21 protein-coding genes are annotated in these 21,036 nt (G+C 46.2%); 10 read left to right on the top strand and 11 right to left on the bottom strand.

What is annotated here, in order from left to right; translation table 11 throughout:
* Window positions 1–3,512 precede the first annotated feature (3,512 nt).
* Entirely contained in the window at window positions 3,513–3,569 is a 57-nt protein-coding gene (locus F0231_RS21250) for a hypothetical protein (protein WP_367613482.1), read from the bottom strand.
* A gap of 209 nt (window positions 3,570–3,778) precedes the next feature.
* Complete coding sequence (locus F0231_RS16775) at window positions 3,779–3,946, bottom strand: hypothetical protein (RefSeq protein WP_171760855.1); 168 nt, start codon at window positions 3,944–3,946, stop codon at window positions 3,779–3,781.
* A 290-nt stretch (window positions 3,947–4,236) separates the two neighbouring features.
* Between F0231_RS16775 and F0231_RS16770 the strand changes: the two genes are divergently transcribed.
* Both F0231_RS16770 and F0231_RS16765 read left to right on the top strand, forming a co-directional pair.
* Window positions 4,237–5,034 carry a sporulation protein gene (locus tag F0231_RS16770; RefSeq protein ID WP_171760854.1) on the top strand — a complete coding sequence of 266 codons (798 nt, stop codon included), beginning with the start codon at window positions 4,237–4,239 and terminating at the stop codon, window positions 5,032–5,034.
* 91 nt (window positions 5,035–5,125) lie between these two features.
* The gene (locus F0231_RS16765; RefSeq protein ID WP_171760853.1) at window positions 5,126–5,779 is read left to right on the top strand and encodes a hemolysin III family protein; all 654 of its coding nucleotides are present in this window, start codon (window positions 5,126–5,128) and stop codon (window positions 5,777–5,779) included.
* Here the strand turns inward: F0231_RS16765 and F0231_RS16760 are convergent.
* The 6 genes from F0231_RS16760 to def form a co-directional block, all read right to left on the bottom strand.
* Entirely contained in the window at window positions 5,776–6,342 is a 567-nt protein-coding gene (locus F0231_RS16760; protein ID WP_171760852.1) for a DUF3157 family protein, read from the bottom strand. The genes F0231_RS16765 and F0231_RS16760 overlap by 4 nt on opposite strands.
* Before the next feature lie 9 nt (window positions 6,343–6,351).
* Window positions 6,352–7,797 carry a TrkH family potassium uptake protein gene (locus F0231_RS16755; protein ID WP_171760851.1) on the bottom strand — a complete coding sequence of 482 codons (1,446 nt, stop codon included), beginning with the start codon at window positions 7,795–7,797 and terminating at the stop codon, window positions 6,352–6,354.
* 9 nt (window positions 7,798–7,806) lie between these two features.
* Window positions 7,807–9,222: a Trk system potassium transporter TrkA gene (trkA, locus tag F0231_RS16750; RefSeq protein ID WP_301337923.1), complete on the bottom strand. Its 1,416-nt coding sequence runs from the start codon at window positions 9,220–9,222 to the stop codon at window positions 7,807–7,809.
* Window positions 9,223–9,245: 23 nt separating this feature from the next.
* Window positions 9,246–10,526 (bottom strand): 16S rRNA (cytosine(967)-C(5))-methyltransferase RsmB, encoded by a 1,281-nt coding sequence (gene rsmB / locus F0231_RS16745; protein ID WP_171760849.1) that lies wholly within the window; start codon window positions 10,524–10,526, stop codon window positions 9,246–9,248.
* A gap of 68 nt (window positions 10,527–10,594) precedes the next feature.
* Window positions 10,595–11,542: a methionyl-tRNA formyltransferase gene (gene fmt, locus F0231_RS16740; protein WP_171760848.1), complete on the bottom strand. Its 948-nt coding sequence runs from the start codon at window positions 11,540–11,542 to the stop codon at window positions 10,595–10,597.
* 26 nt (window positions 11,543–11,568) lie between these two features.
* On the bottom strand, window positions 11,569–12,090 hold the full coding sequence (gene def, locus F0231_RS16735) for a peptide deformylase (RefSeq protein ID WP_216612288.1): 522 nt from the start codon (window positions 12,088–12,090) through the stop codon (window positions 11,569–11,571).
* A gap of 166 nt (window positions 12,091–12,256) precedes the next feature.
* Here def and F0231_RS16730 point away from each other — a divergent pair, with 166 nt between their 5' ends.
* The 4 genes from F0231_RS16730 to F0231_RS16715 are packed head-to-tail and all read left to right on the top strand — an operon-like array spanning window position 12,257 to window position 15,527.
* Complete coding sequence (locus F0231_RS16730) at window positions 12,257–13,333, top strand: LysM peptidoglycan-binding domain-containing protein (RefSeq protein WP_171760846.1); 1,077 nt, start codon at window positions 12,257–12,259, stop codon at window positions 13,331–13,333.
* Window positions 13,330–14,448 carry a DNA-processing protein DprA gene (dprA, locus tag F0231_RS16725; protein WP_171760845.1) on the top strand — a complete coding sequence of 373 codons (1,119 nt, stop codon included), beginning with the start codon at window positions 13,330–13,332 and terminating at the stop codon, window positions 14,446–14,448. The genes F0231_RS16730 and dprA overlap by 4 nt, the downstream gene beginning before the upstream one ends.
* Before the next feature lie 2 nt (window positions 14,449–14,450).
* Window positions 14,451–14,930, top strand: a complete 480-nt coding sequence (locus F0231_RS16720; protein WP_171760844.1) for a DUF494 family protein — start codon at window positions 14,451–14,453, stop codon at window positions 14,928–14,930.
* Window positions 14,931–14,945: 15 nt separating this feature from the next.
* Entirely contained in the window at window positions 14,946–15,527 is a 582-nt protein-coding gene (locus F0231_RS16715) for a type I DNA topoisomerase (protein ID WP_171760843.1), read from the top strand.
* Window positions 15,528–15,574: 47 nt separating this feature from the next.
* On the opposite strand, the gene F0231_RS16710 is transcribed toward F0231_RS16715, so the two are convergent.
* On the bottom strand, window positions 15,575–16,708 hold the full coding sequence (locus tag F0231_RS16710; protein ID WP_171760842.1) for a 5-(carboxyamino)imidazole ribonucleotide synthase: 1,134 nt from the start codon (window positions 16,706–16,708) through the stop codon (window positions 15,575–15,577).
* Between the two features lie 4 nt (window positions 16,709–16,712).
* Window positions 16,713–17,198: a 5-(carboxyamino)imidazole ribonucleotide mutase gene (gene purE, locus F0231_RS16705; protein ID WP_171760841.1), complete on the bottom strand. Its 486-nt coding sequence runs from the start codon at window positions 17,196–17,198 to the stop codon at window positions 16,713–16,715.
* Window positions 17,199–17,403: 205 nt separating this feature from the next.
* Here purE and F0231_RS16700 point away from each other — a divergent pair, with 205 nt between their 5' ends.
* The 4 genes from F0231_RS16700 (at window position 17,404) to F0231_RS16685 (ending at window position 20,078) form a co-directional block, all read left to right on the top strand.
* Window positions 17,404–17,961: an L-threonylcarbamoyladenylate synthase gene (locus F0231_RS16700; RefSeq protein WP_171760840.1), complete on the top strand. Its 558-nt coding sequence runs from the start codon at window positions 17,404–17,406 to the stop codon at window positions 17,959–17,961.
* Window positions 17,962–17,981: 20 nt separating this feature from the next.
* Window positions 17,982–18,899, top strand: a complete 918-nt coding sequence (hemF, locus tag F0231_RS16695) for an oxygen-dependent coproporphyrinogen oxidase (protein WP_171760839.1) — start codon at window positions 17,982–17,984, stop codon at window positions 18,897–18,899.
* A gap of 79 nt (window positions 18,900–18,978) precedes the next feature.
* Window positions 18,979–19,812, top strand: a complete 834-nt coding sequence (gene aroE, locus F0231_RS16690; RefSeq protein WP_171760838.1) for a shikimate dehydrogenase — start codon at window positions 18,979–18,981, stop codon at window positions 19,810–19,812.
* Window positions 19,812–20,078, top strand: a complete 267-nt coding sequence (locus tag F0231_RS16685) for a DUF1488 domain-containing protein (RefSeq protein WP_171760837.1) — start codon at window positions 19,812–19,814, stop codon at window positions 20,076–20,078. Before aroE ends, F0231_RS16685 begins: the two co-directional genes overlap by 1 nt.
* Here F0231_RS16685 and F0231_RS16680 read toward each other — a convergent pair.
* Complete coding sequence (locus F0231_RS16680; protein WP_171760836.1) at window positions 20,068–20,619, bottom strand: gamma carbonic anhydrase family protein; 552 nt, start codon at window positions 20,617–20,619, stop codon at window positions 20,068–20,070. The two genes, F0231_RS16685 and F0231_RS16680, sit on opposite strands and share 11 nt — an antisense overlap.
* Between the last annotated feature and the right edge of the window lie 417 nt (window positions 20,620–21,036).

The following is a 21,036-nucleotide window of genomic DNA, read 5'->3' as shown; positions in this document are numbered from 1 at the left end:
CATCATCATCATTGGGGCCGCCATCTTGAATGGTTAGCTGGATACACCAATCACCAGCCATTGGTTTACGGTTATAGCTAGCATCGCCAGGTGGGGGGCAGAACCCGCTTTGACCTAGAGTTGCAAGTACAGAGTTTTGCTCATCTTCTACAAAGTCATACCACCCTTTAGTTAAGGAGTATTTCTTTAACGTCGCTTCCATTACTACAGGCTCTGCTTGTGGGATAACAATACTCACCGAATCGCCTGCTTCAGCTATATTGTGAACCTCAAAGTCGATGAGTCCATGTTCTAACAAGTAGTTATCGGGAGCTGGGATACCATATTGAGCGATAGCATCATCGTCCAAGCCAATCCCGGCTTTCTGTTCAGCCGCCGCCATTGTGCCTAAACGAATTTGAGTGCCTATATTTGACTGCACAATAAACTTGTTTGAATGACTGTCATTTAGAGCTACAGCGAAGCTAGGCAAATTAGACTCTAGATAATCGAGTACCAAGTTGTTGTTGTGATCTTCGATATGCCCGTCTTCGTTAGTGATCGGATAAAGGTGCAACGTTGTGGACAATGTCTCTCCAGTTGTCGTAAGTTCTGCCCTAATTTCAATCGGATCTTCACCACGCACTGAGCCTGTTGTAAATGTGATTCGGCTATTGTCTCCTGACACAATGGCCCCCAGTTCTTCAGGATAAAACCAAGTCACATCATCAGCGGCACCATTGGTGATACGAGCTGAAACTGCAACTTCTAAACCATCATCGATGAACGAGGTTTCTACTGAATTCACCGTTGATGTTAGTGCTAACTTCGAGGCAATGTTGGATTCAGATAGAGTAATGGTGTGAGAGGACTTTGGACCTATATTGAGGTTGAGTTCGTTTTCTATCGGGTTACTTGCGCTTGGATCAAAGATAAGGGTGATGGTTTCATCGCCAGAATCTCCATCTACCGAGCTGCTGTCGAACTCTGCATGATCGATGGTCTTACTGTCTGTGAATGTAAAGTATCCGAATACGGCAGGGCCAGAGACCTCAGTAAAGTCTGTATTTAATGTTGCGCTGTTATCTGCGCTGTTATCGTAATTGAAAGGAACATCTATAGAGCATGGCGAACATGGTAGTGGCCCATTCAATTCAGCGGTTACACGAAGCCCTTTATCGCCCTCTGCGACGACTTGATCAAGGTAAAACTCAATCAACGGATATATAACGACTCGGATCTCTTGCTCAGCTAAGTTACCCGCTGCGTCTGAAGCGCTTAGTTTGAATGCATGCTCACCAGGTCTTAATATTTGAATTTGTTCCCATGTTGAGATGATCTCTGCACTATGGTCATCATAGCTGATGAGCAACGGATCGATTGCCCCATCGTGAACATCCACGACTGACCATTCGCCAAGATCAACTTCGGTAAACAAGTTATCAGCATTGATTGTTATTAGGAACTCACTTCCCGGAGCTGCTGTAGCATGATGAAACTCAGGTGCTATGTCATCTGTCGTTGGGTCGAGACCGTCGTAAAACTCATCTAAGTTGGATAGTCCATCTTGGTCTGTGTCTAGCGCAGCGTCACTTGGATCATTGGGATTTAAGCCGTAAAGGTTTTCCCAATAGTCATACATCCCATCATTATCGGTATCGAAAGCAAGAATTAACGTAAATGTCATGCTAGATGTGAGGCCGTTAGACACTGCTGAAACAGTCACTTCGTAGCTGCCTTCAGCAGGCGTGGTTGCGGTGATGATTCCGGTAGCTGAAATCGAAAGGTTGGCACCCGAAGGTGTCGCTGACAGGCTATAAGTAACGCTGTCGCCATCGGGGTCGATAGCTGAAGCATCAATGTTGACAGGGGTAGTGCCAATATCGATGGTGATTTTATCGTGAACTTGATTGAATTCTGCTGGCTCATTGACGTTTGTAAGGCGAACTGTCGTTGGTAGTTCGATGGTTGAACTATCTATAAGCGTTGCTTCAACATTAAAGTTATATGAGGTTGTGCCACTTTCATAGTCAAGCTCTGCTTTGGGGCTGATCACACCACTTGGTGAAATGGCGAAGTGATTCGCGTGGGTGCCCGATAGTGCATAACTCTGAACTTGGTTGTCATCGCTGGTTGAAATGGTGTCAATGACAGTGCTCCCCTCTGAGATAGAGAGGGTTAAAGATTTTGCCAGTTGGTAAGTGGAAACTGTTTTTCTTTCTGTGCTTGAGGTCTGGCTATTCAAAGAAACTCGACCACTACTACTATCGTTGCTGCCAAAAGTTCTAAATGAGTTAGCAACCAAATCGACAACCCCATTGTTATCGAAGTCATGAGCGGCAATCTTAGATATCGCGTGTTTTTGGCTTTCAATTTTATTGTTTTTAAATTGTAGAGATGATGTTTGAACGAGCTTATTCTCAAGTAAGTACATTGAGAGTTTGTCATTGGAAGCAGATGCCGCTGACTCATAATCAGCAACAACCTGGGTAGCTGAAACGACAAGATCGATATCTCCATCATGGTCTAGGTCATTCGCGGTTAGTGCGGTTAGTGCTGTCACAGAGTTGGAAGTTAGCGCACTAACGTCAACCTTTTGTGGGGATGATGCTAAATATGCAGAGGCTGTCCCAGAGGTCCCTAACCAATAATAGATATAGTCACTATCGTTGTTGACTGCGATTAGGTCATTTCTAGAATCATTGTTTATATCGGTTATGGCGATAGAAGTGAATATGCCGCGATCGTTGCTAGTATCATTGGCGTTGCTGACATCAATTTCAGTCCAATTGACCATCGAGCCTGAGCGGCTTTGTTTGAACCAAATTAGGCCAGTTTTATCATTACTGTTGGCGTCTGACAGGAACCCTACGGCAATATCGAGTAAGCCATCACCATCAATGTCCTCTATCTCAATCGTTTCTGGCCTAGCAAATTGGTAACCCCCATAGGAAACGTTTTTAATGGTTGCTCCTAACGTAAAGCCCCCTGAGCCATCGCCTTTGTACCACTCTACCCCTGAGGAAGGACTAAATGTGTAATTAGTCGGGTGGCCGTATACGACAGCGTAGTCGAGATGGGAATCACCGTTAATGTCACCATAGGCAATTTGTCTAACTTGTTCTTGAACGCTGATATTTTCGATTGTTTCTGTGACATTATCAGTAAAATCGCCATCGTTATCGGTATCACCCCGGTTGGTTACAACTTGCACCCCTTGCCGGAATAAGCTCGAAACCAGAATATCTTCTTTCCCTAGACTACCGCTGCTTGTGACAAAATCGCCAATGACGAGATCATAAGGGCTGAAAATAGCGTTTGTGCCACTGTCACAATGTGTCTCTCGGGAGTCATAGCTTGGACGAGTTGTTACTTCACCCATGTTATCACACGATAGAATTTGTTTGACTGATGCGAAAGAGCCATTGCCTTGGCCTTTAAAGTAGACAATTTCATCATGTTGTTTGTTGTTATCGCTGTAGGCTTGATCTCGTTCCGCTTTGTAAACGGTTGCGATGATATCTTCAATACCGTCACCGTCGATATCGGCGACGCTTACTGATGAAGTAGAGTTGTCCGTAGCGCTCAATAGCTGTCGACTTTCTAGCGTGATGTCGCCATTAATAAAGCCAACTTGTGAAGCGAGGGCATGGGTAAAGCATGAGCTTAGTGCAAGTATTGAGAGAGTCTGTTTTTTCATGCTTGTCCCTAAACATAGAAATGACAACAGCAAACAGAATACCATTCTGTTTGCTGTTGTGACAAGCATAAAAAAGCGCAGTGAAAACTGCGCTTTTGATTAAGCTGCCTTAATTACTTTTGCTGGAGCAGGAGCCATAACAGCACTCTGTTCAACCAAAGTCATTGCTGGAGCTGTTTTTTTAGCCACTGGAGCAGCTGTAAAGCCACTGCGGCGGCGCATCGCACTACGGTTGGTGTGCGAGAACCTGACGGTCATTGGGCGCATTTATTGTACCGAACTGTCAGGCATATCCATTGCCGATGTAATGGCCTAATCAATCATGAGTTGAGCTTCATTGCTGAAGTTTGGCTCTTCTGGCTTATGCCAATCCAAATAATTAATTAGGATGTTGATATGCACGCATATCAATAAATAGATTAGCATTATCAGTGAGATTGATCGATATCTAATCGTTTTTCGTTCACTACAATTATGTGAAGCAAGTTGTAGTAGTGAGACAGCAAACAAGATTAGTATGAAAGTCATTCCGATCTTTTTGTGCCCAGGAGGTAGCTATGTCGTTGTTTAAGAAAACCCTGGCCAGTTTTGGTATTGGTTCCGCTAAGGTGGACTCCGTGTTGCAGCAAGAAGTGCTGTATCCGGGAAAAAAGGTAGGCATCACCATTCATGTTTATGGCGGCTCTACAGCCCAAGAGATCGATAACATCGATCTCAAACTTTATTGTCGTTATATCAAAGAAGTGCCTGCTGACCACGATAAAAGCAAGCACACCGCAGGGCGCATGCGCCGCGTGCCAGCCAGCTATGTGCTTGCCCAGTGGTCACTGCCTTATGCTTTTACGATCAACCCTGGGGAGACTCGAGACTTTGAAGTCGAACTCGATGTGCCATGGAATACGCCAGTCACGATTGGTGATTCGAAAGTGTGGCTTGAAACAGGGCTTGATATCGCGATGGCAAAAGATCCAACAGACAAAGATATTTTGACTGTCCGCCCCGATCCATTGTTAGACGGCATCTTTACTGCTTTAGAAGAGCAAGGGCTACGTATTCGCCAAGTTGAGTGTGAAGAGGTAGACGGCTTTGCGATGCCTTTTGTACAAGAGTTCGAATTCGTTCCGACCACAGGACCGTTCCATGGTCGCTGGCGAGAATTAGAAGTGGTTGCCTATCGCAGTGATGACGAACTGCAAATGTGGTTTGAAATCGATCGCCACCGTGAAGGGGCAAAAGGGATGTTGGCCAGCTTACTTGGCGTTGGGCAGCTTAAACGTCAACTGGCTATCCCTTTGCATACCGCAGCCGAAGAGGCAGGCAAGCAAGTATTAGAGTACTTAGACAAACACTCTTAACGTAAAATTAATCTTTTCAGCTTACAAGTGTACGCTTAATGTGTAATACTCTTGAGTAATTATTCAAATTTTGCTCAAGAGTATCGCACGCATGTCTGCTAACCCTACTGCCGAATATAGTGTCAAAGAAGAGTTTGCCAATACGCTGACCCATGCTTTAGGAATGGTGCTAAGTGTGGTGGGCTTGGTTCTGTTGCTCATCAAAGCCAATGAGCACAACGCAGACACCATGACATTGGTGAGTATGAGTGTGTATGGTGGCAGCATGATTCTGCTGTTTTTAGCCTCGACGCTCTACCATGCGATTCCATCACCGAAAGCCAAACGTGCCCTCAAAACTTTTGATCACTGCGCAATCTATTTACTGATTGCGGGAAGCTACACGCCATTTTTGTTGGTGACGCTGCGCACCCCCTTGGCACTTGGCCTTATGGGCGTTATCTGGGCGATTGCGCTGTTTGGCATTGTGATGAAGCTAGCGTTTGTTTATCGCTTTAAAAAGCTGTCTTTAGTGACGTATCTGACGATGGGCTGGTTATCACTGATCGTGATTTACCAATTAGCGTTAAATCTATCTGTTGAAGGCTTAACTCTGCTGGCTTTAGGTGGGGTGATTTACTCGTTAGGCGTGATTTTCTATGTCGCGAAACGCATCCCATACAATCATGCGATATGGCATGGGTTTGTATTAGCAGGATGCGCTTGTCATTTCTTCGCTATTTATCTCTATGTAGAGCCGATTTAACGCGTTTCAATTTCTGACACTTTGGCGTTGATCTGGTATTGCTGTTCTTGTTCAACGTCAATCAGTATCGGCTTGCCTTGCACAATCTGCTCTGGTCTCAGGTAGGTATCAGCCATTCGTTTGATTGATGACCAAATTTTCACTTTCTCTTCAGCAAGTTTTTGCCCAGATATATCGAGCACTTCAACGTGCAGCTCAATACTCACCACGGATAGACGACTTTGGTTGGTAATCGACGTTGGAATAACCAACTGCCCATCTTGGTATTGGGTCGCCCCAAGTAGGATATCTACACCAGAGTCGGATAATTGCAACGTCGCTTTCTTGCTTCCAACTTCAACCAACGTACCGATGCTTTTGGTCACCACAGGAATAGCAGCAAGTGGTGTGGCTTGAGTCGCCTCTGTTGTGTTGGCTTCTGTGGCGTATTTCTCTTTAACAACGTATTGCCACGTAAAGTCGTCATTAAGCTGAACCTGTCGGCCATCATCTAAGGTAAGCACTTGCGCAGCAAACAGTTGGCTGGTGGCCATCAAGCCACACAGAGCGATAATTGGTTTCATGTAAAATCCTTAGCGTCGCCAGAAAGCAGGGAAGAACAAAACTAGTAGTGTCAGTATCTCTAGTCGGCCCATTAACATACCTAAGCTTAGTAGCCATTTTGCTGCGTCGGGCAGAGGGGCAAAGTTACCCGTTGGGCCGATCACACTGCCCATTCCTGGGCCAACGTTAGCGACGGCTGTGATCGCCCCTGAGATACTAGTGATAGGATCAAGCCCCATCGCACTCAACCCACCCGCAACTGCGATAATGGTGATAAAGAAAGTGAGGCCAAACGCAACGACCGAACGCACGATATCATCGTTAACAGGGCGTTGGTTGTAGCGCTGAACAAAGACTCCTGATGGGTGAATCAACCGCATCATCTGTTTATTGAGTAGGGTAATCGCAATCTGAAAACGGAATACTTTTATCCCGCCAGAGGTAGAGCCTGAACACGCGCCCGCCATCATTAAGAAAGCAAATAGCGTAGTCGGCAGCGCGCCCCATGCCGTGAAGTCTTCCAAGCCAAAGCCTGTTGTCGTTACGACGGAGACAATATTAAACATCGACACTCTAAGGGCATCTAGAATGGTGTAGCCATCGCGGATCACCAACCAAGCTGAGATAATAAGGCTGCTGACAAGAAACAGATAAGTAAATCCTCGCACTTGGGCATCGTTGACGAGTTCATCCAAACGGCGCTTTCTTAGGGCGGCGACAAACAGCAGGAAGGGTAAACCACCGAAGAACATAAACAGTGTCGCTACCCAATGTGCAGAGTTGGCAAAATGGTTCATCGAGCCGTCAGAAGTCGAGTATCCGCCAGTCGACAAGGTTGTGAATGAGTGGTTGATCGCCTCAAACATCGTCATACCCGTTGCAAGGTAAGCGAGCATACATAACCCAGTCAGGACCAAATAGACGGTGACGATATTCTTGGCGACGGTTTTGGCTCTTGGGCTACTTTTATCTGACCAGTCTGATGACTCGGTGTGGAAGAGCTTCATACCACCGACGTTGAGCATCGGTAGAACTGCCACGGCCATGACGATAAAACCAATGCCACCAAGCCATTGTAAGATCGAGCGCCATAACAAGATACTTGGAGCCATATTGTCTAAACCACTCAGGACCGTAGAGCCTGTGGTGGTAATGCCTGACATGGTTTCAAAGTAGGCGTCAGTAAAGCTGATATGGTTGATGAAGACAAAGGGCAGCGCAGCAAAGGCACTGGCGATAGTCCATACCAAGCTGGTGATCAGGAACATATCCCGAACACTGAGCTTGAAGGCTTTGGTTCTACCTATGGTTAAACAGGCAAAGGCTGCAAGGTGGGTAATGATGACCGCTTGGCCAAACTCTAAAAAGCCAGAAGTACCAGTAATGAAAGCGACTAATGTCGGAACGTACATAAATAGGGCTAGTTTTGATAGCACTAACCCTATAACAAACAGTACAGGACGGAAGTTGACCATAAGAGTGCCTTACAAGAAGAACGGACTCGGTTGGAATAGCGCTTCGACGTCTGGCACGTATTTCTTGTCGACGAGGAACATCACAACGTGATCGTCTTGCTCGATAACGGTGCGGTCATGGGCAATTAACACTTCCTCACCACGTACGATGGCACCAATGGTGGTACCTGGTGGTAGTTTGATGTCGCCAATTGCTCGGCCAACCACTTTCGATGTTGTCTCATCACCATGGGCAATCGCTTCGATCGCTTCAGCCGCGCCACGGCGTAGTGATGATACGTTAACGATGTCCGCTCGGCGAACGTGAGTCAGCAAGGCAGAAATGGTCGCTTGCTGAGGAGAGATCGCCACATCAATAACGCCACCCTGTACGAGGTCTACGTAAGCACCGCGTTGGATGAGCACCATAACCTTTTTGGCGCCCATGCGTTTTGCCAACATAGCAGACATGATGTTGGTTTCGTCTTCGTTGGTTAGGGCGATAAACACATCAACTTGGTCGATGTTCTCTTCAACCAGTAGCTCTTGGTCAGCGGCGTCACCACAAAATACGATGGTGTTTTCTAACTCTTCCGAGAGCTTTTCAGCGCGTTGGTAGCTGCGTTCAATCAGTTTGACGCTGTAGGATTGTTCAAGGCGACGGGCCAAACTTGCACCGATGTTACCACCGCCAACAATCATAATTCGTCGGTATGGCTTCTCGAGACGTTGCAGTTCACTCATTACCGAGCGAATGTGGTTACTCGCCGCAACGAAGAAGACTTCGTCATCGGCTTCAATGATGGTTGTGCCTTGTGGGCGAATAGGGCGACCTTGGCGGAAAATCGCTGCAACACGGGTATCAATGTGTGGCATGTGCTCGCGCAGTGCTGACAGTGCGTTACCTACCAATGGACCACCATAATAGGCTTTTACTGCGACTAGGCTGACTTTTTGCTCAGCAAAACTGACCACCTGCAATGCGCCAGGGTATTGGATTAAACGTTCAATGTAGCTTGTGACCAACTCTTCAGGTGCGATTAGGTGGTCGACAGGCACTGCGCCCGACTGGAATAGTGCTTCTTTTTCGGCAAGGTATTGCGGAGAGCGAATACGAGCAATTCGGTTCGGTGTGTTAAACAGAGAGAAAGCCACTTGGCAAGCAGCCATATTGGTTTCATCCATATTGGTTACGGCGACCAGCATGTCAGCATCTTGAGCGCCCGCCTCACGCAGCACATCAGGGTGACTGGCGTAGCCATTTACAACACGTAAATCATATTTATCTTGCAGTTCGCGCAGACGATCACTGTTTCTATCAACGATGGTGATGTCGTTGTTTTCACCAACCAGATTCTCTGCCAGTGTGCCGCCAACCTGACCTGCACCAAGAATAATGATTTTCATACATTTCTCTCGTTTAACTACTGAAAAGGCGGTAGCCAATGCCACCGCCTATAACTTTAAAATTACGCGTTTTTTGTTAGTACAGCGTAGTAGAAGCCATCCATATCCTCTTCGCCAGGTAAAATCTGACGGCCCGGATTATCAATTTCAGAACCAACTAACGTTACATCATCAGTACGTTCTAAAAAGGCTTTTACCTGAAGGACGTTTTCTTGAGGAGTAATCGAGCAAGTTGCATAAACCATAGTGCCACCTGGTTTTAGCTGCTGCCACATCGCATCCATGATTTCACTTTGCAGCTGAGCGAGTGCTTCAATGTCGCTTGCGCGGCGCAACCACTTGATATCTGGGTGACGACGGATAACACCAGTCGCTGAACAAGGTGCATCAAGCAAAATGCGGTCAAACTTCTCACCCTGCCACCACTCTTGAGGGTAGCGAGCATCACCACAAATGACATCGGCACGCAGTTGAAGGCGTTCTAAGTTGTCGTATACACGGTCTAGGCGTTTTGGATCGCTATCAATAGCAACGACTTCGGTGTCATCAGTGTGCTCAAGGATGTGCGCTGTTTTGCCCCCAGGTGCTGCACAGCAATCAAGAATCAGTTCACCATCTTTTGGCTGTAGATAGTTGACTGAGAGCTGAGCCGCTGCATCTTGCACTGATACCCAACCACGGCTAAAGCCTGGCAGTAGAGTAACATCACATGGCGAAGCCAATTTTATGGCATCGTCAGCTTCAGGGTGAATAGTGAATTCAATGTTTTCATCTTTCAGCAGTTCAAGGTATTCATCGCGAGTATGGTGTTGACGGTTTACACGCAACCACATCGGCGCTTTGCTGTTATTCGCTTCGACAAGTTGCTCCCACTGATCTGGGTAGCTTTCTTGAAGCATTTTTAGCAGCCAGTTTGGGTGGCCATATTTGCCAGCACTGTGGCTTGTCGCTTTTTCATCTAATGCTTCTTGTTCACGCAAGTAACTACGCAGAACAGCATTGATTAACCCTCTAAGGTTTGGACCTCGTAAGGTTTTGGTCCCTTCTACGGTTTCTGCAACGGCGGCATGAGCTGGAATACGCATAAAGCTCAGTTGGTAAATTCCCACTAAAATCAAGTGATGGAATACGCGCTTTTTCCCTTTTAGAGGGTTATCCATCAATTCATTGGCGATGGATTCCAAGCGAGGTAGGTAACGCAGCGCGCCGTAGCAAATTTCTTGCAGCAGGGCATGATCACGAGGCTTTATGGTTTTTTGGGCAGCAGGTAAAGCGTGAGAAAGAGATTGGCCTTTATCGACCACTTGAAAAAGGACGTTAGCAGCAGCAGCGCGAACATTCATGTTGATTACCTTAAATTAAGGGAGGGTGTCTCCACCCTCAAAATGTACGTTTCCCTGACGGGATAAAATTAAGCGAGTTGAGAACCAACTTCAAACCAGCTAGCGCGTGAGTTCAAAATGTCTTGAACGGCCATCGCTTTCTTACCTGGTACTTGCAGTTGTTCTAGCACCAATACACCATTACCAGTCGCAATGTAGATGCCAGTTTTATCCGCTTGCAAAATTGTACCAGCAGGCTTATCTGTTGTTTGCTCATCCACTCGGCTTTGCCACACCTTGATGCTGTTATCAGCAGCTTCAAAGTGGCTCATTGGCCATGGGTTGAAAGCACGAACGCAGCGCTCGATATGTTCAGCGTCATCGTTCCAGTCGATACGTGCTTCTTCTTTGCTCAGCTTTTTGGCGTAGTTCGCTAGCTCATCATCTTGCTTTTCCGCCACAGCGTTGCCTTCGGCAATATCAGCAAGACATTCAACCAATGCATCAGGGCCAAGCTCCGCGAGCTTTTCATACATAGTGGCACTGGTGTCCGTTGATTCGATAGGCAGAGTCGCGATTTTCAGCATGTCGCCAGTATCTAGACCGATGTCCATCTGCATGATGGTGACACCTGTCTCTTTGTCTCCTGCCCAAATTGAACGTTGGATTGGCGCCGCACCACGCCAGCGTGGCAGAATTGAACCATGAACATTGATACAACCCAGCTTAGGTGTATCTAGAACCGCTTGAGGAAGCAGTAAGCCATACGCCACAACCACCATGAGGTCTGCGTTTAAATCTGCAAGCTCTTGTTTTGCTTCATCAGACTTAAAGTTTTCTGGTTGGTAAACAGGGATGTCATGCTCTAGGGCGATGTTTTTTACTGGGCTAGCGGTGAGTTTTTTACCGCGACCTGCTGGACGATCTGGCTGTGTGTAAACAGCGATAACATCATGCTCCGAAGACAACAACGCCGCCAAGTGACGGGCGGCGAAATCCGGAGTACCAGCAAAAACAATTTTCAAAGGTTTGCTCAAGGTACCTTCCTTCTATTGATTAGCGGTTAGGCTTTGTTTGCGTTCTTCTCGTTAAAGCGCTTGATCTTAGCGAGCTTATCTTGAATACGCTTACGTTTTAGAGGCGAAAGGTAATCTACAAACAGTTTGCCTTCTAAGTGGTCAAGCTCATGCTGTACACAGATAGCCAATAGGTCGTCGGCTTCAAATGTGTACTCTTCACCATCACGGTTAAGTGCTTTCACTGTTACTTCCGCTGCACGAGAAACCAGTGCACGTGCACCTGGTACGGACAGACAGCCTTCTTCGATGCCATCTTCACCGCGCTTTTCGATGATTTCTGGGTTGATCAGAACCATTGGCTCGTCACGGGTCTCAGAAATATCGATAACAACAATACGTTGGTGGAAATCAACCTGCGTTGCCGCAAGACCGATCCCTTCTTCGTCGTACATGGTTTCAATCATGTCATCAACGAACTTTTGAATCTCAGGTGTCACTTCTTCTACTGGCTTTGCCACGGTGCGAAGACGATCATCTGGGAATGTTAATACTTGTAATACAGACATATACACTCGAAATGTTGAACTGTGCCGAATCAGGATAAACCTTGTTGGCTCAATTCTAGACATTTTATAACCCAAATGACAGCATCAATGCGGCTTTTTGAACAGCTTCTCTTAGTTATGGCATCAGGAACGAAGCCAGCGAATTAATTCGTATCAGGGATTGGTTATGCGACGTTTATTGAGGAATTATTCTACTTTCTTACTGCCATTGGTTGTTTCAGTGGCCAGTCATGCTGCGAATCAGTCAGTGCCATTGACGATCAAGCAAGATGCACCCACTTCTTATACTGTGGTGAAAGGCGACACCTTGTGGGACATCTCCGAGCTTTATCTCGACAGTCCTTGGCTTTGGCCTAGATTATGGCAAGTGAATCCTGAAATCGATAACCCTCATCTCATCTACCCTGGGGATCGGCTCAACCTGATTTGGAAGAACGGTCAACCCGTTCTGAGTGTTAAGCCAATGAAAAAGTTAAGCCCTAAAGTCCGCTTATTGGACAAACAGCCTGTGCCGACGCTTGCCGATGAACTAGTACTGCCTTATCTGGAGTCTGATCGACTGCTGAGCAAGGAGGTTCTCGAAAATAGCGCACGAGTGTTGGGTTCAAGCAATGGTAGGCAGTACCTCACGCACCAAGAGCACCTCTATATTTCTGGTCAGCAACAGCAGCCAAATTGGGGCATCTACCGTCAAATGGCCACGTTTACCCGAGATGAGCATGTGGCGGTTGCTCTTAAACGTATCGCAAGGGCTGAACGTGTTGAAATTAATGACGCAATGACAAGCTTGAGTGTTACGCATCAGGTGCAAGAGATTTTAATCAATGACATCGCGCTGCCTGAAATGGAAGGAGCGACAGACTCTCTCTCCACGACTTTCTATCCTGCTCCAACCGCTCAAGGGGCGTTCGCTGATGTTTTAGGTACGCTCGAAGGCAGTAACTATGTGGGTGAGAACGATGTGGTTGTCCTAAATCGTGGTCAGCAAGATGATCTAGACCAAGGCAGTATGTTTGAACTGTATCAGCAGGGCTCTAAGGTCGATGTAGGTTCTAACAAGGATAAGGCGCTGGAAAAAGTCACTCATGACGATATGCAGTTTCCTGATACTCATGTGGGTAACCTCATTATTATTCGCCCTTATCAGCACTTTAGCCTTGCTCTAATCACCGAGAGTAAACAGCCTATCGATGTAGAAACCAAAGTCGTGGCTCCTAAAACGGTAGTGGGTGATGACAAATGAGTGAAGAGGAGCTGTCCGCTTGGCTGGCTCTTTACTTTACACCGCGCATCGGTCCTAAGACATTTGATCGATTACTTACATTAGATTCTCCAGTTAATATTGTTTCCTCAAACTCTAACCAGATGAGGGCGTTAGGGCTAAGCGAAGCTCAAATCTCGTTTCTCAGTCACAGTGCCAACAAGGACGTAGATCAGTGCTTAGCGTGGCAAGCGCAGTCTGATAATCATCATATAGTTACTCGTACTCATCCTGTCTTTCCCGAACTCTTAACTCAAGCGCCTGCTTCACCACCGTTACTGTTTGTTAAAGGGGAGGTGAACGCGCTCTCGTTGCCTCAAATCGCCATTGTTGGCAGTCGCAATGCCAGTATTGATGGCCTTAATACGGCAAAACAATTCGCTTATGGCTTGGCAGAGCAAGAGTTGGCTGTGACGAGTGGCTTAGCATTGGGCGTAGATGGCTATGCACATGATGGTGCGCTGCAAGCAAAAGGGACAACTCTCGCTGTATTGGGTTGTGGGTTAAATACCGTTTACCCTGCTCGCCATCGAGATCTCGCTGAAAGAATCATTGAACAGCAAGGTGCGTTAGTTTCTGAGTTTCACCCAATGGCAAAACCTAAAGCCGATCATTTTCCCCGTCGAAATCGTATCATTAGCGGTTTATCTTTAGGCGTCGTTGTTATTGAAGCGGCCGAGAAAAGTGGCTCATTGATCACTGCGCGATACGCCATTGAGCAGGGGCGGGAAGTATTCGCTGTGCCTGGTTCGATTCATCAAACCAGCGCAAGAGGGTGTAACCTACTGATAAAACAAGGTGCTTGTCTGGTGATGACGGTGCAAGACATCCTCATTGAAATAGAGAGTTTGTTAGCGTGGTCTAATAACCATAAGCCACCCGTTCAAGCGGAACTGTTTGAAAAAATAGAGAGTAAAGAAGAATTGCCATTTCCTTTACTGTTAGCTAACGTAGGAAGTAAGGCTACACCAGTTGATATTCTCGCAAACAGGACCAATATACCTGTGCAAGAGGTCATGATGCAGCTCTTAGAGCTTGAGCTTTCAGGGCATGTTGTTGCAGTTTCCGGTGGCTATATTCGAAAGGGGAGGGGCTAGCTATGATGATGGATATCCTAATGTATCTGTTCGAGACTTACATCCATAGCGATGCGGAGTTACAGGTCAATCAAGATGAGCTAGAAGAAGAACTACTTCGCGCTGGTTTTCATCAAAAAGACATATATAAAGCCCTTGTCTGGCTAGAAGAGTTAGCAGCACTACAGCAGAGTGAAACGCACTCAGCAATTTCTGTCTGCAGTACCTCGAACTCAACACGTATTTACACCGCAAAAGAGTGTGAACGCCTCAGTCTAGAGTGCCGCGGTTTTGTTACCTTCTTAGAGCAAGTAAATGTTCTGACGACCGAGACTCGAGAAATGGTGATTGACCGTATCATGGGGCTTGAAACGGATGAGTTTGAACTTGACGATCTGAAATGGATTGTCCTAATGGTGCTGTTTAACGTACCTGGTAACGAAAACGAATACACGCTTATGGAAGAGCTACTGTATACCAAAGAGCAAGGTATCCTTCACTAATCTTCTTGAGCCGCTATGAGTAGTAAGATTGATCAAACATTGTTTTCAGCGCATGAGCATGCGCTGGAACATCAAGCCTGCCCTAAATGTTTAAGTGAACAACGTGAGGGTGAACTGCACCTTCGTCACGGCAAACATGGCCCTTTTTTAGGCTGTAACCAATATCCAGTTTGCGATTTCATCAAGCCTTTACATCAGAATGATGGGCACATCGTAAAAGAGTTAGGTGTTCCTTGCCCTGAATGTGGCAATGAATTGGTATTACGCCAAGGACGTTACGGTATGTTCATTGGCTGCAGTCACTACCCAGAATGTCACCACATTGAGTCTCTTGACCAACCTAAAGAAGAGCAAAAACCAGAAAGTCACTCTTGCCCAGAATGCGCGCCAGGTCAGTTAGTGGAACGTAAGACACGCTTTGGCAAGGTATTCTATGCGTGTGATAACTATCCTAAATGCAAGTTTGCTGTTAATCAGCCACCTCTTGCAGGGAAGTGTGAAAAATGTGGCTATCCACTGCTGATAGAGAAGAGATTAGCGAGTGGTACGAAAAGACAGTGTGCGGATCGCAAATGTCATCATATCCAAGAAGATTAAATAGAAACGGCGCTCTAAGCGCCGTTTTTTTGTTTTATGAAGATGTTCTACTCAGTGAAGTTTGCGGCAAACTCGTGCACGGCTGGAAAGGCTTCTTTATCGAGCACTTCGGCTAGAGAGCATAGTTTGCGTTGCAGTTCACCATTGTAGTCTCCACACACGTTAATGTGACCCATTTTACGACCAGCACGCTTTTCTTTGCCGTACCAATGAACATGACAACCATCCATCTCTAAGACAGCATCTGGCAGAGTATCTTCGCCAAGGATGTTGATCATAGAAGTAGAACGAACCAGCTTAGTGCTGCCCAAAGGCATACCACATACTGCACGCAGGTGGTTTTCAAACTGACACGTTTCCGCACCTTGTTGAGTCCAGTGTCCAGAGTTGTGAACACGCGGCGCAATCTCATTGACTAGAAGCTGACCATCAACATCGAAAAACTCGAGTGCAAGCACCCCAACATAATCAAGTTGATTGGCTACTGCGGTAAACATCGTCTTCGCTTGCTCTTGCAGTTCCGTATCGGCAATCGCTGTAGACAGGGTTAACACCCCGTTGGTATGAACGTTTTCAGCCAGTGGGTAAACCGCAACCTCGCCATCTTTACCACGCACACCCACGAGAGAGACTTCGCGATTAAAAGGAACGAACTCTTCAGCGACAATGGCTTGAGTCTCTGTTGCTGAGATGCAATCCGACATTTCAGACCAAATCGCATCAACTTGTGCGGGATCTTTAAGTCGCCATTGACCTTTGCCGTCATAGCCACCCAATGCGCTTTTTAGCACCATAGGGATACCGACATGTGCAATTGCTTGGTCGAAATCTTCACGCGTCTTGATGACGTAGTATTTCGCGTTACGGACACCAGAATCATCTAGCAGTGCTTTTTCTATGCGTCGATCACCGCCCGTTTTTATTGCGTCTGCTGATGGTAAGAACTTACCACTCTGCTCGCAGGTAGCGAGAATATCATGAGGGATGTGTTCAAACTCAGCGGTGATGACATCGGCCTTCTCAATCGCATTCTCTAGACCATGACCAATCACGCTCTGAGTTAATGGATGAACGACATCTTTGCTACCAACATCGTAAGCTGAAATCTCAATGTTAAGAGGGGCGCCAGCCAATGACATCATACGCGCTAATTGACCTGCACCAAGCACTAGAACATGCATCGATTTAGTCCTCTGCTGGGTTCGGGTTAGCAAGCACAGTTTCTGTTTGTTCGCTGCGGAACGCTTCGACCTTAGCCATCACTTCTTCATCATGAGTGCCAAGGATTTGCGCTGCAAGAATGCCCGCGTTCGCAGCGCCAGCTTCACCAATTGCCAGAGTGCCAACCGCGATGCCTTTTGGCATTTGTACGATAGAGTATAGAGAGTCAATGCCGCTCAGTGCGCGTGATTGAACCGGCACGCCTAATACTGGCAAGCTAGTAAATGCTGCCGCCATACCAGGAAGGTGAGCAGCACCGCCAGCGCCGGCGATAATCACTTTAAGACCACGCTCTTTTGCGCTAGTCGCATAGTCTGCAAGAAGTTGAGGAGTACGGTGAGCTGAAACGACTTTTGTTTCATACTCAACACCAAACTTGTCCAGCATGTCTGCTGCTAGTTTCATTGTTGGCCAATCTGATTTAGAACCCATGATGATACCGACTTTCATCTCAAACTCCTTCAAAGCTGCTTAAAATTGGTGAGCAAATAAGTTGAGCGCATTATACGGGGATTTAACGACTAAGCAAACGTTTGCGTCGGGTTTGAAGTGATTAGGTTAAGAATCATCTGTAATTAGCCTTAGTCTCTCTGAAGGAATGTTTGTAGACTAGAAGATAAAGATAAAAATGAGTTCGGCTCAATAGGAATCCACTGTGAATAACTTTGATAAAGCGCTCAATGCATTGCAGGCGGGAGAAGTGATCGCTTACCCAACTGAAGGTGTGTTTGGGGTTGGGTGTGATCCAGATAATAACCTCGCAATAGAGAAGTTATTGGAGATTAAGCAAAGGCCGAAAGAAAAAGGTCTTATCTTGATCGCTGCCAGCTATAACCAATTGTTACCTTACATTGACGAAACCAAGTTAACCTTTGAGCAGTTAGATGCGGTTAAACGAACTTGGCCAGGCCCGGTGACTTGGATTATGCCATCGAGTGATAAAGTGTCTGATTTTGTTTCCGGTCAGTTTGATTCCATTGCAGTGCGTGTAACAGATCATCCTTTAGTACAGAAGATGTGTAATGCGTTTGGAAAGCCGTTAACCTCTACCAGCGCGAATCTGACTGGAGAGCCCCCTTGTGTGACTACAGAAGAAGTTTACCTTCAGTTAGGCGATAAGTTGGTGGCGATATTAGAAGGTCAGATAGGTGGCCTAGAAAATCCCACTGAAATCCGCGATGCAAAAACCTCACAAGTATTGAGACAGGGCTAACCCTGCGAAAAGGAAGTGACATGTCAGCGATTGATAAACAAGCTGTAAAACAATTTTTGATGGCCCTGCAAGACTCGATTTGCCAACAATTAGAGCAAGCCGATGGTAAAGCCGTTTTTGTTGAAGATGAATGGCACCGAGAGCCGGGTGAAAAGCTGGGTGGCGGTGGCCGCACTCGAGTGATGAAAGATGGTGAAGTGTTTGAACAAGGTGGCGTGAACTTTTCTCATGTCCAGGGTAAAGAGATGCCTGCATCGGCGACGGCGCACCGTCCTGAATTAGCAGGTCGCCGATTTGAAGCAATGGGTGTCTCATTAGTCATGCATCCAAACAACCCTTATGTGCCTACCTCTCATGCCAATGTTCGCTTCTTTATTGCGGAAAAAGAGGGTGAAGCACCGATTTGGTGGTTTGGTGGAGGCTTCGATTTGACGCCATTCTACCCATTTGAAGAGGATGCTCAGTATTGGCACAACACAGCGAAAGAAGTGTGTGCTCCTTTTGGTAGTGAAGTGTACCCAGAGCATAAAGCTTGGTGTGATAAGTACTTCTATCTTCCTCACCGTGATGAAACGCGTGGTGTTGGTGGCCTATTCTTTGATGACCTGAATCATTGGGAGTTTGATAAATGCTTCGAGTACATCAAAGCAGTCGGTGAAGGGTATACAGAAGCTTATCTTCCAATCGTAGAGCGACGCAAGAATACCGAGTTTGGTGAGCGAGAGCGTCAATTCCAGCTTTACCGCCGTGGTCGCTATGTTGAATTCAATCTAGTCTTTGACCGAGGCACTCTATTTGGCCTGCAAAGTGGTGGACGAACAGAGTCGATTCTTATGTCGATGCCGCCATTGGCTCGTTGGGAGTATTCATATCAAGTCGAACCTGGCAGTCACGAGGCCGAGCTTTACGACCACTATCTCACACCAAGAGAGTGGTAAGACTTTTCTCTCTATATAGATAGTGATAGGGTCATCTATACCCGTCATAGGTGACCTATTCATTTTTGCAGGCAAGGACATGACACAGCAAATAGATCGTTACGTGGTTTTCGGAAACCCAATCTCACAAAGTAAATCTCCATTTATCCATACTCTGTTTGCTCGTCAAACCAATCAGCCATTAACCTATACGACTTCTTCTCCTGATAAAGACAGTTTTAACCAAGCGGCTAAGGACTTTTTTGCCGAAGGCGGTAAGGGTTGTAATGTGACTGTTCCTTTTAAAGAGGATGCGTACAAGTTTGCCACACGTTTGACTGAGCGTGCTCAATTGGCGGGAGCGGTAAACACTCTCAAGAAATTGGATGATGGTGAGATCATTGGTGATAACACCGATGGTGAAGGGTTAGTTCAAGATCTTCTGCAGTACCAAGTACCATTGAAAGGAGCACGTATTCTGCTGATTGGTGCTGGTGGAGCGGCTCGCGGTGTGATTAAGCCGTTACTTGACCAACAACCTAGTGAGATTGTCGTCACCAACCGTACCTTTGCTAAAGCTGAACTATTGGCAGACATGTTTTCCGAATATGGCAATATCTCTGCATGTGAAATGGGAGAGGTCGCTGAATCATTTGATGTGATTATAAACTCAACATCATCAAGCTTAAGTGGCGATCTTCCAGCAATCTCTGCGGATATTTTCTCTTCTCGTAGTGTTGTCTATGACATGATGTATGGCGCAGGTCAGACAACGTTTAACCAATGGGCAAATGAGCAAGGTGTAGCGATTGCCTATGACGGACTCGGCATGTTGGTTGGACAGGCTGCAGAAAGCTTTATGCTTTGGCGCGGTTTAAGGCCGGGAACAAGACAGATATTGCGCGAACTTAGAAAAAACCTTGAGGGGCAGTAATGAACCAGTCGATCCTATTTCCTGATATCCAATCATGGGATGAAGATAAGCAAGCTATCGTGTTTCCTGCTCAGCAATCTGGCGCTTTGATTCAATGTCTTGTGAATACCGCTGAGTTAGAAAAGTTGTCAGGTCAACAGGTTGAGGGGGAGCAGCAAGCTCTAACGGTATTTTCTCAATACCGTTTTGACCTAGAAGAGCTCGCTGAAGAGTTAATCGAAGATGAAGACTTCAACTCAAAGGGCGAAATCGAGATTACTCGTTAATCTCTTTGACTTGATGTAAATAGTCTTCTTTATTCTGTACATAGTTGTCAGCAGACTTCTGCAAAAAAGCTCGTTCTTTATCGTTAAGGGGACGAGCCTGCTTTACTGGGCTTCCAACATAAAGGTAGCCACTTTCTAGGCGCTTCCCTGGTGGTACTAAGCTACCTGCACCAATCATCACCTCTTCTTCTATGATCGCCGCATCTAGAACAATGGCGCCCATTCCAACTAAAACGCGATCTTTGATAATGCAGCCATGCAGCATCACTTTATGCCCAATCGTGACGTCATTACCGATAATGAGCGGGTAGCCTTCAGGGTTCTCTTTATTCTTGTGAGTAACATGCAGCACGCTACCATCTTGAACATTAGTGCGTTCACCAATGTGGATATGGTTAACGTCACCGCGCGCAGCAACCAATGGCCATACACTAGAGTCATCACCAATTTTGATATCACCAACTAAGACAGAGCTGCTATCTATATAGACACGTTGTCCAATCTGAGGGGAGATTCCCTTATAACTGCGTAGAGTGCTCATTGTTTATCCTTATATAGAGGGGATTCAGCCTAAAAGAGTACATGAAAGTGGGAAAAATAGGCCGTTTTGAATAGAAAATACACAAACAATAAAAAAATCAAAAAAAACTGAAAAAAGGACTTGCCAATGTGATGGCGATCTCTATAATGCCCCTCGCTGACACGGGAACGCTTCGAAAGAAACGAATAACGAGTTAGCAAGGTCAAATAGCCAAGCGGAAACGCTTGAAAAAAGTTTTAAAAAAGTGGTTGACACTAAAACTTAAATCGCTAAAATGACCGCCTCTTCCGAAGTGATGTGAGTCACAAAGAAGAAAAGCTCTTTAAAAATATAAACCTATCAATCTGTGTGGGCACTCGTTGATGATAATCCAATTAGAAACTTCGGTTTCAAATTAGGTTTCAATGAAACGAAGTG

The organism is Vibrio sp. RE86, from assembly GCF_013114545.1.
Classification (GTDB): domain Bacteria; phylum Pseudomonadota; class Gammaproteobacteria; order Enterobacterales; family Vibrionaceae; genus Vibrio.
Note: the sequence above shows the minus strand (reverse complement) of the source record. Positions and strands in the feature narration are given on the sequence as shown.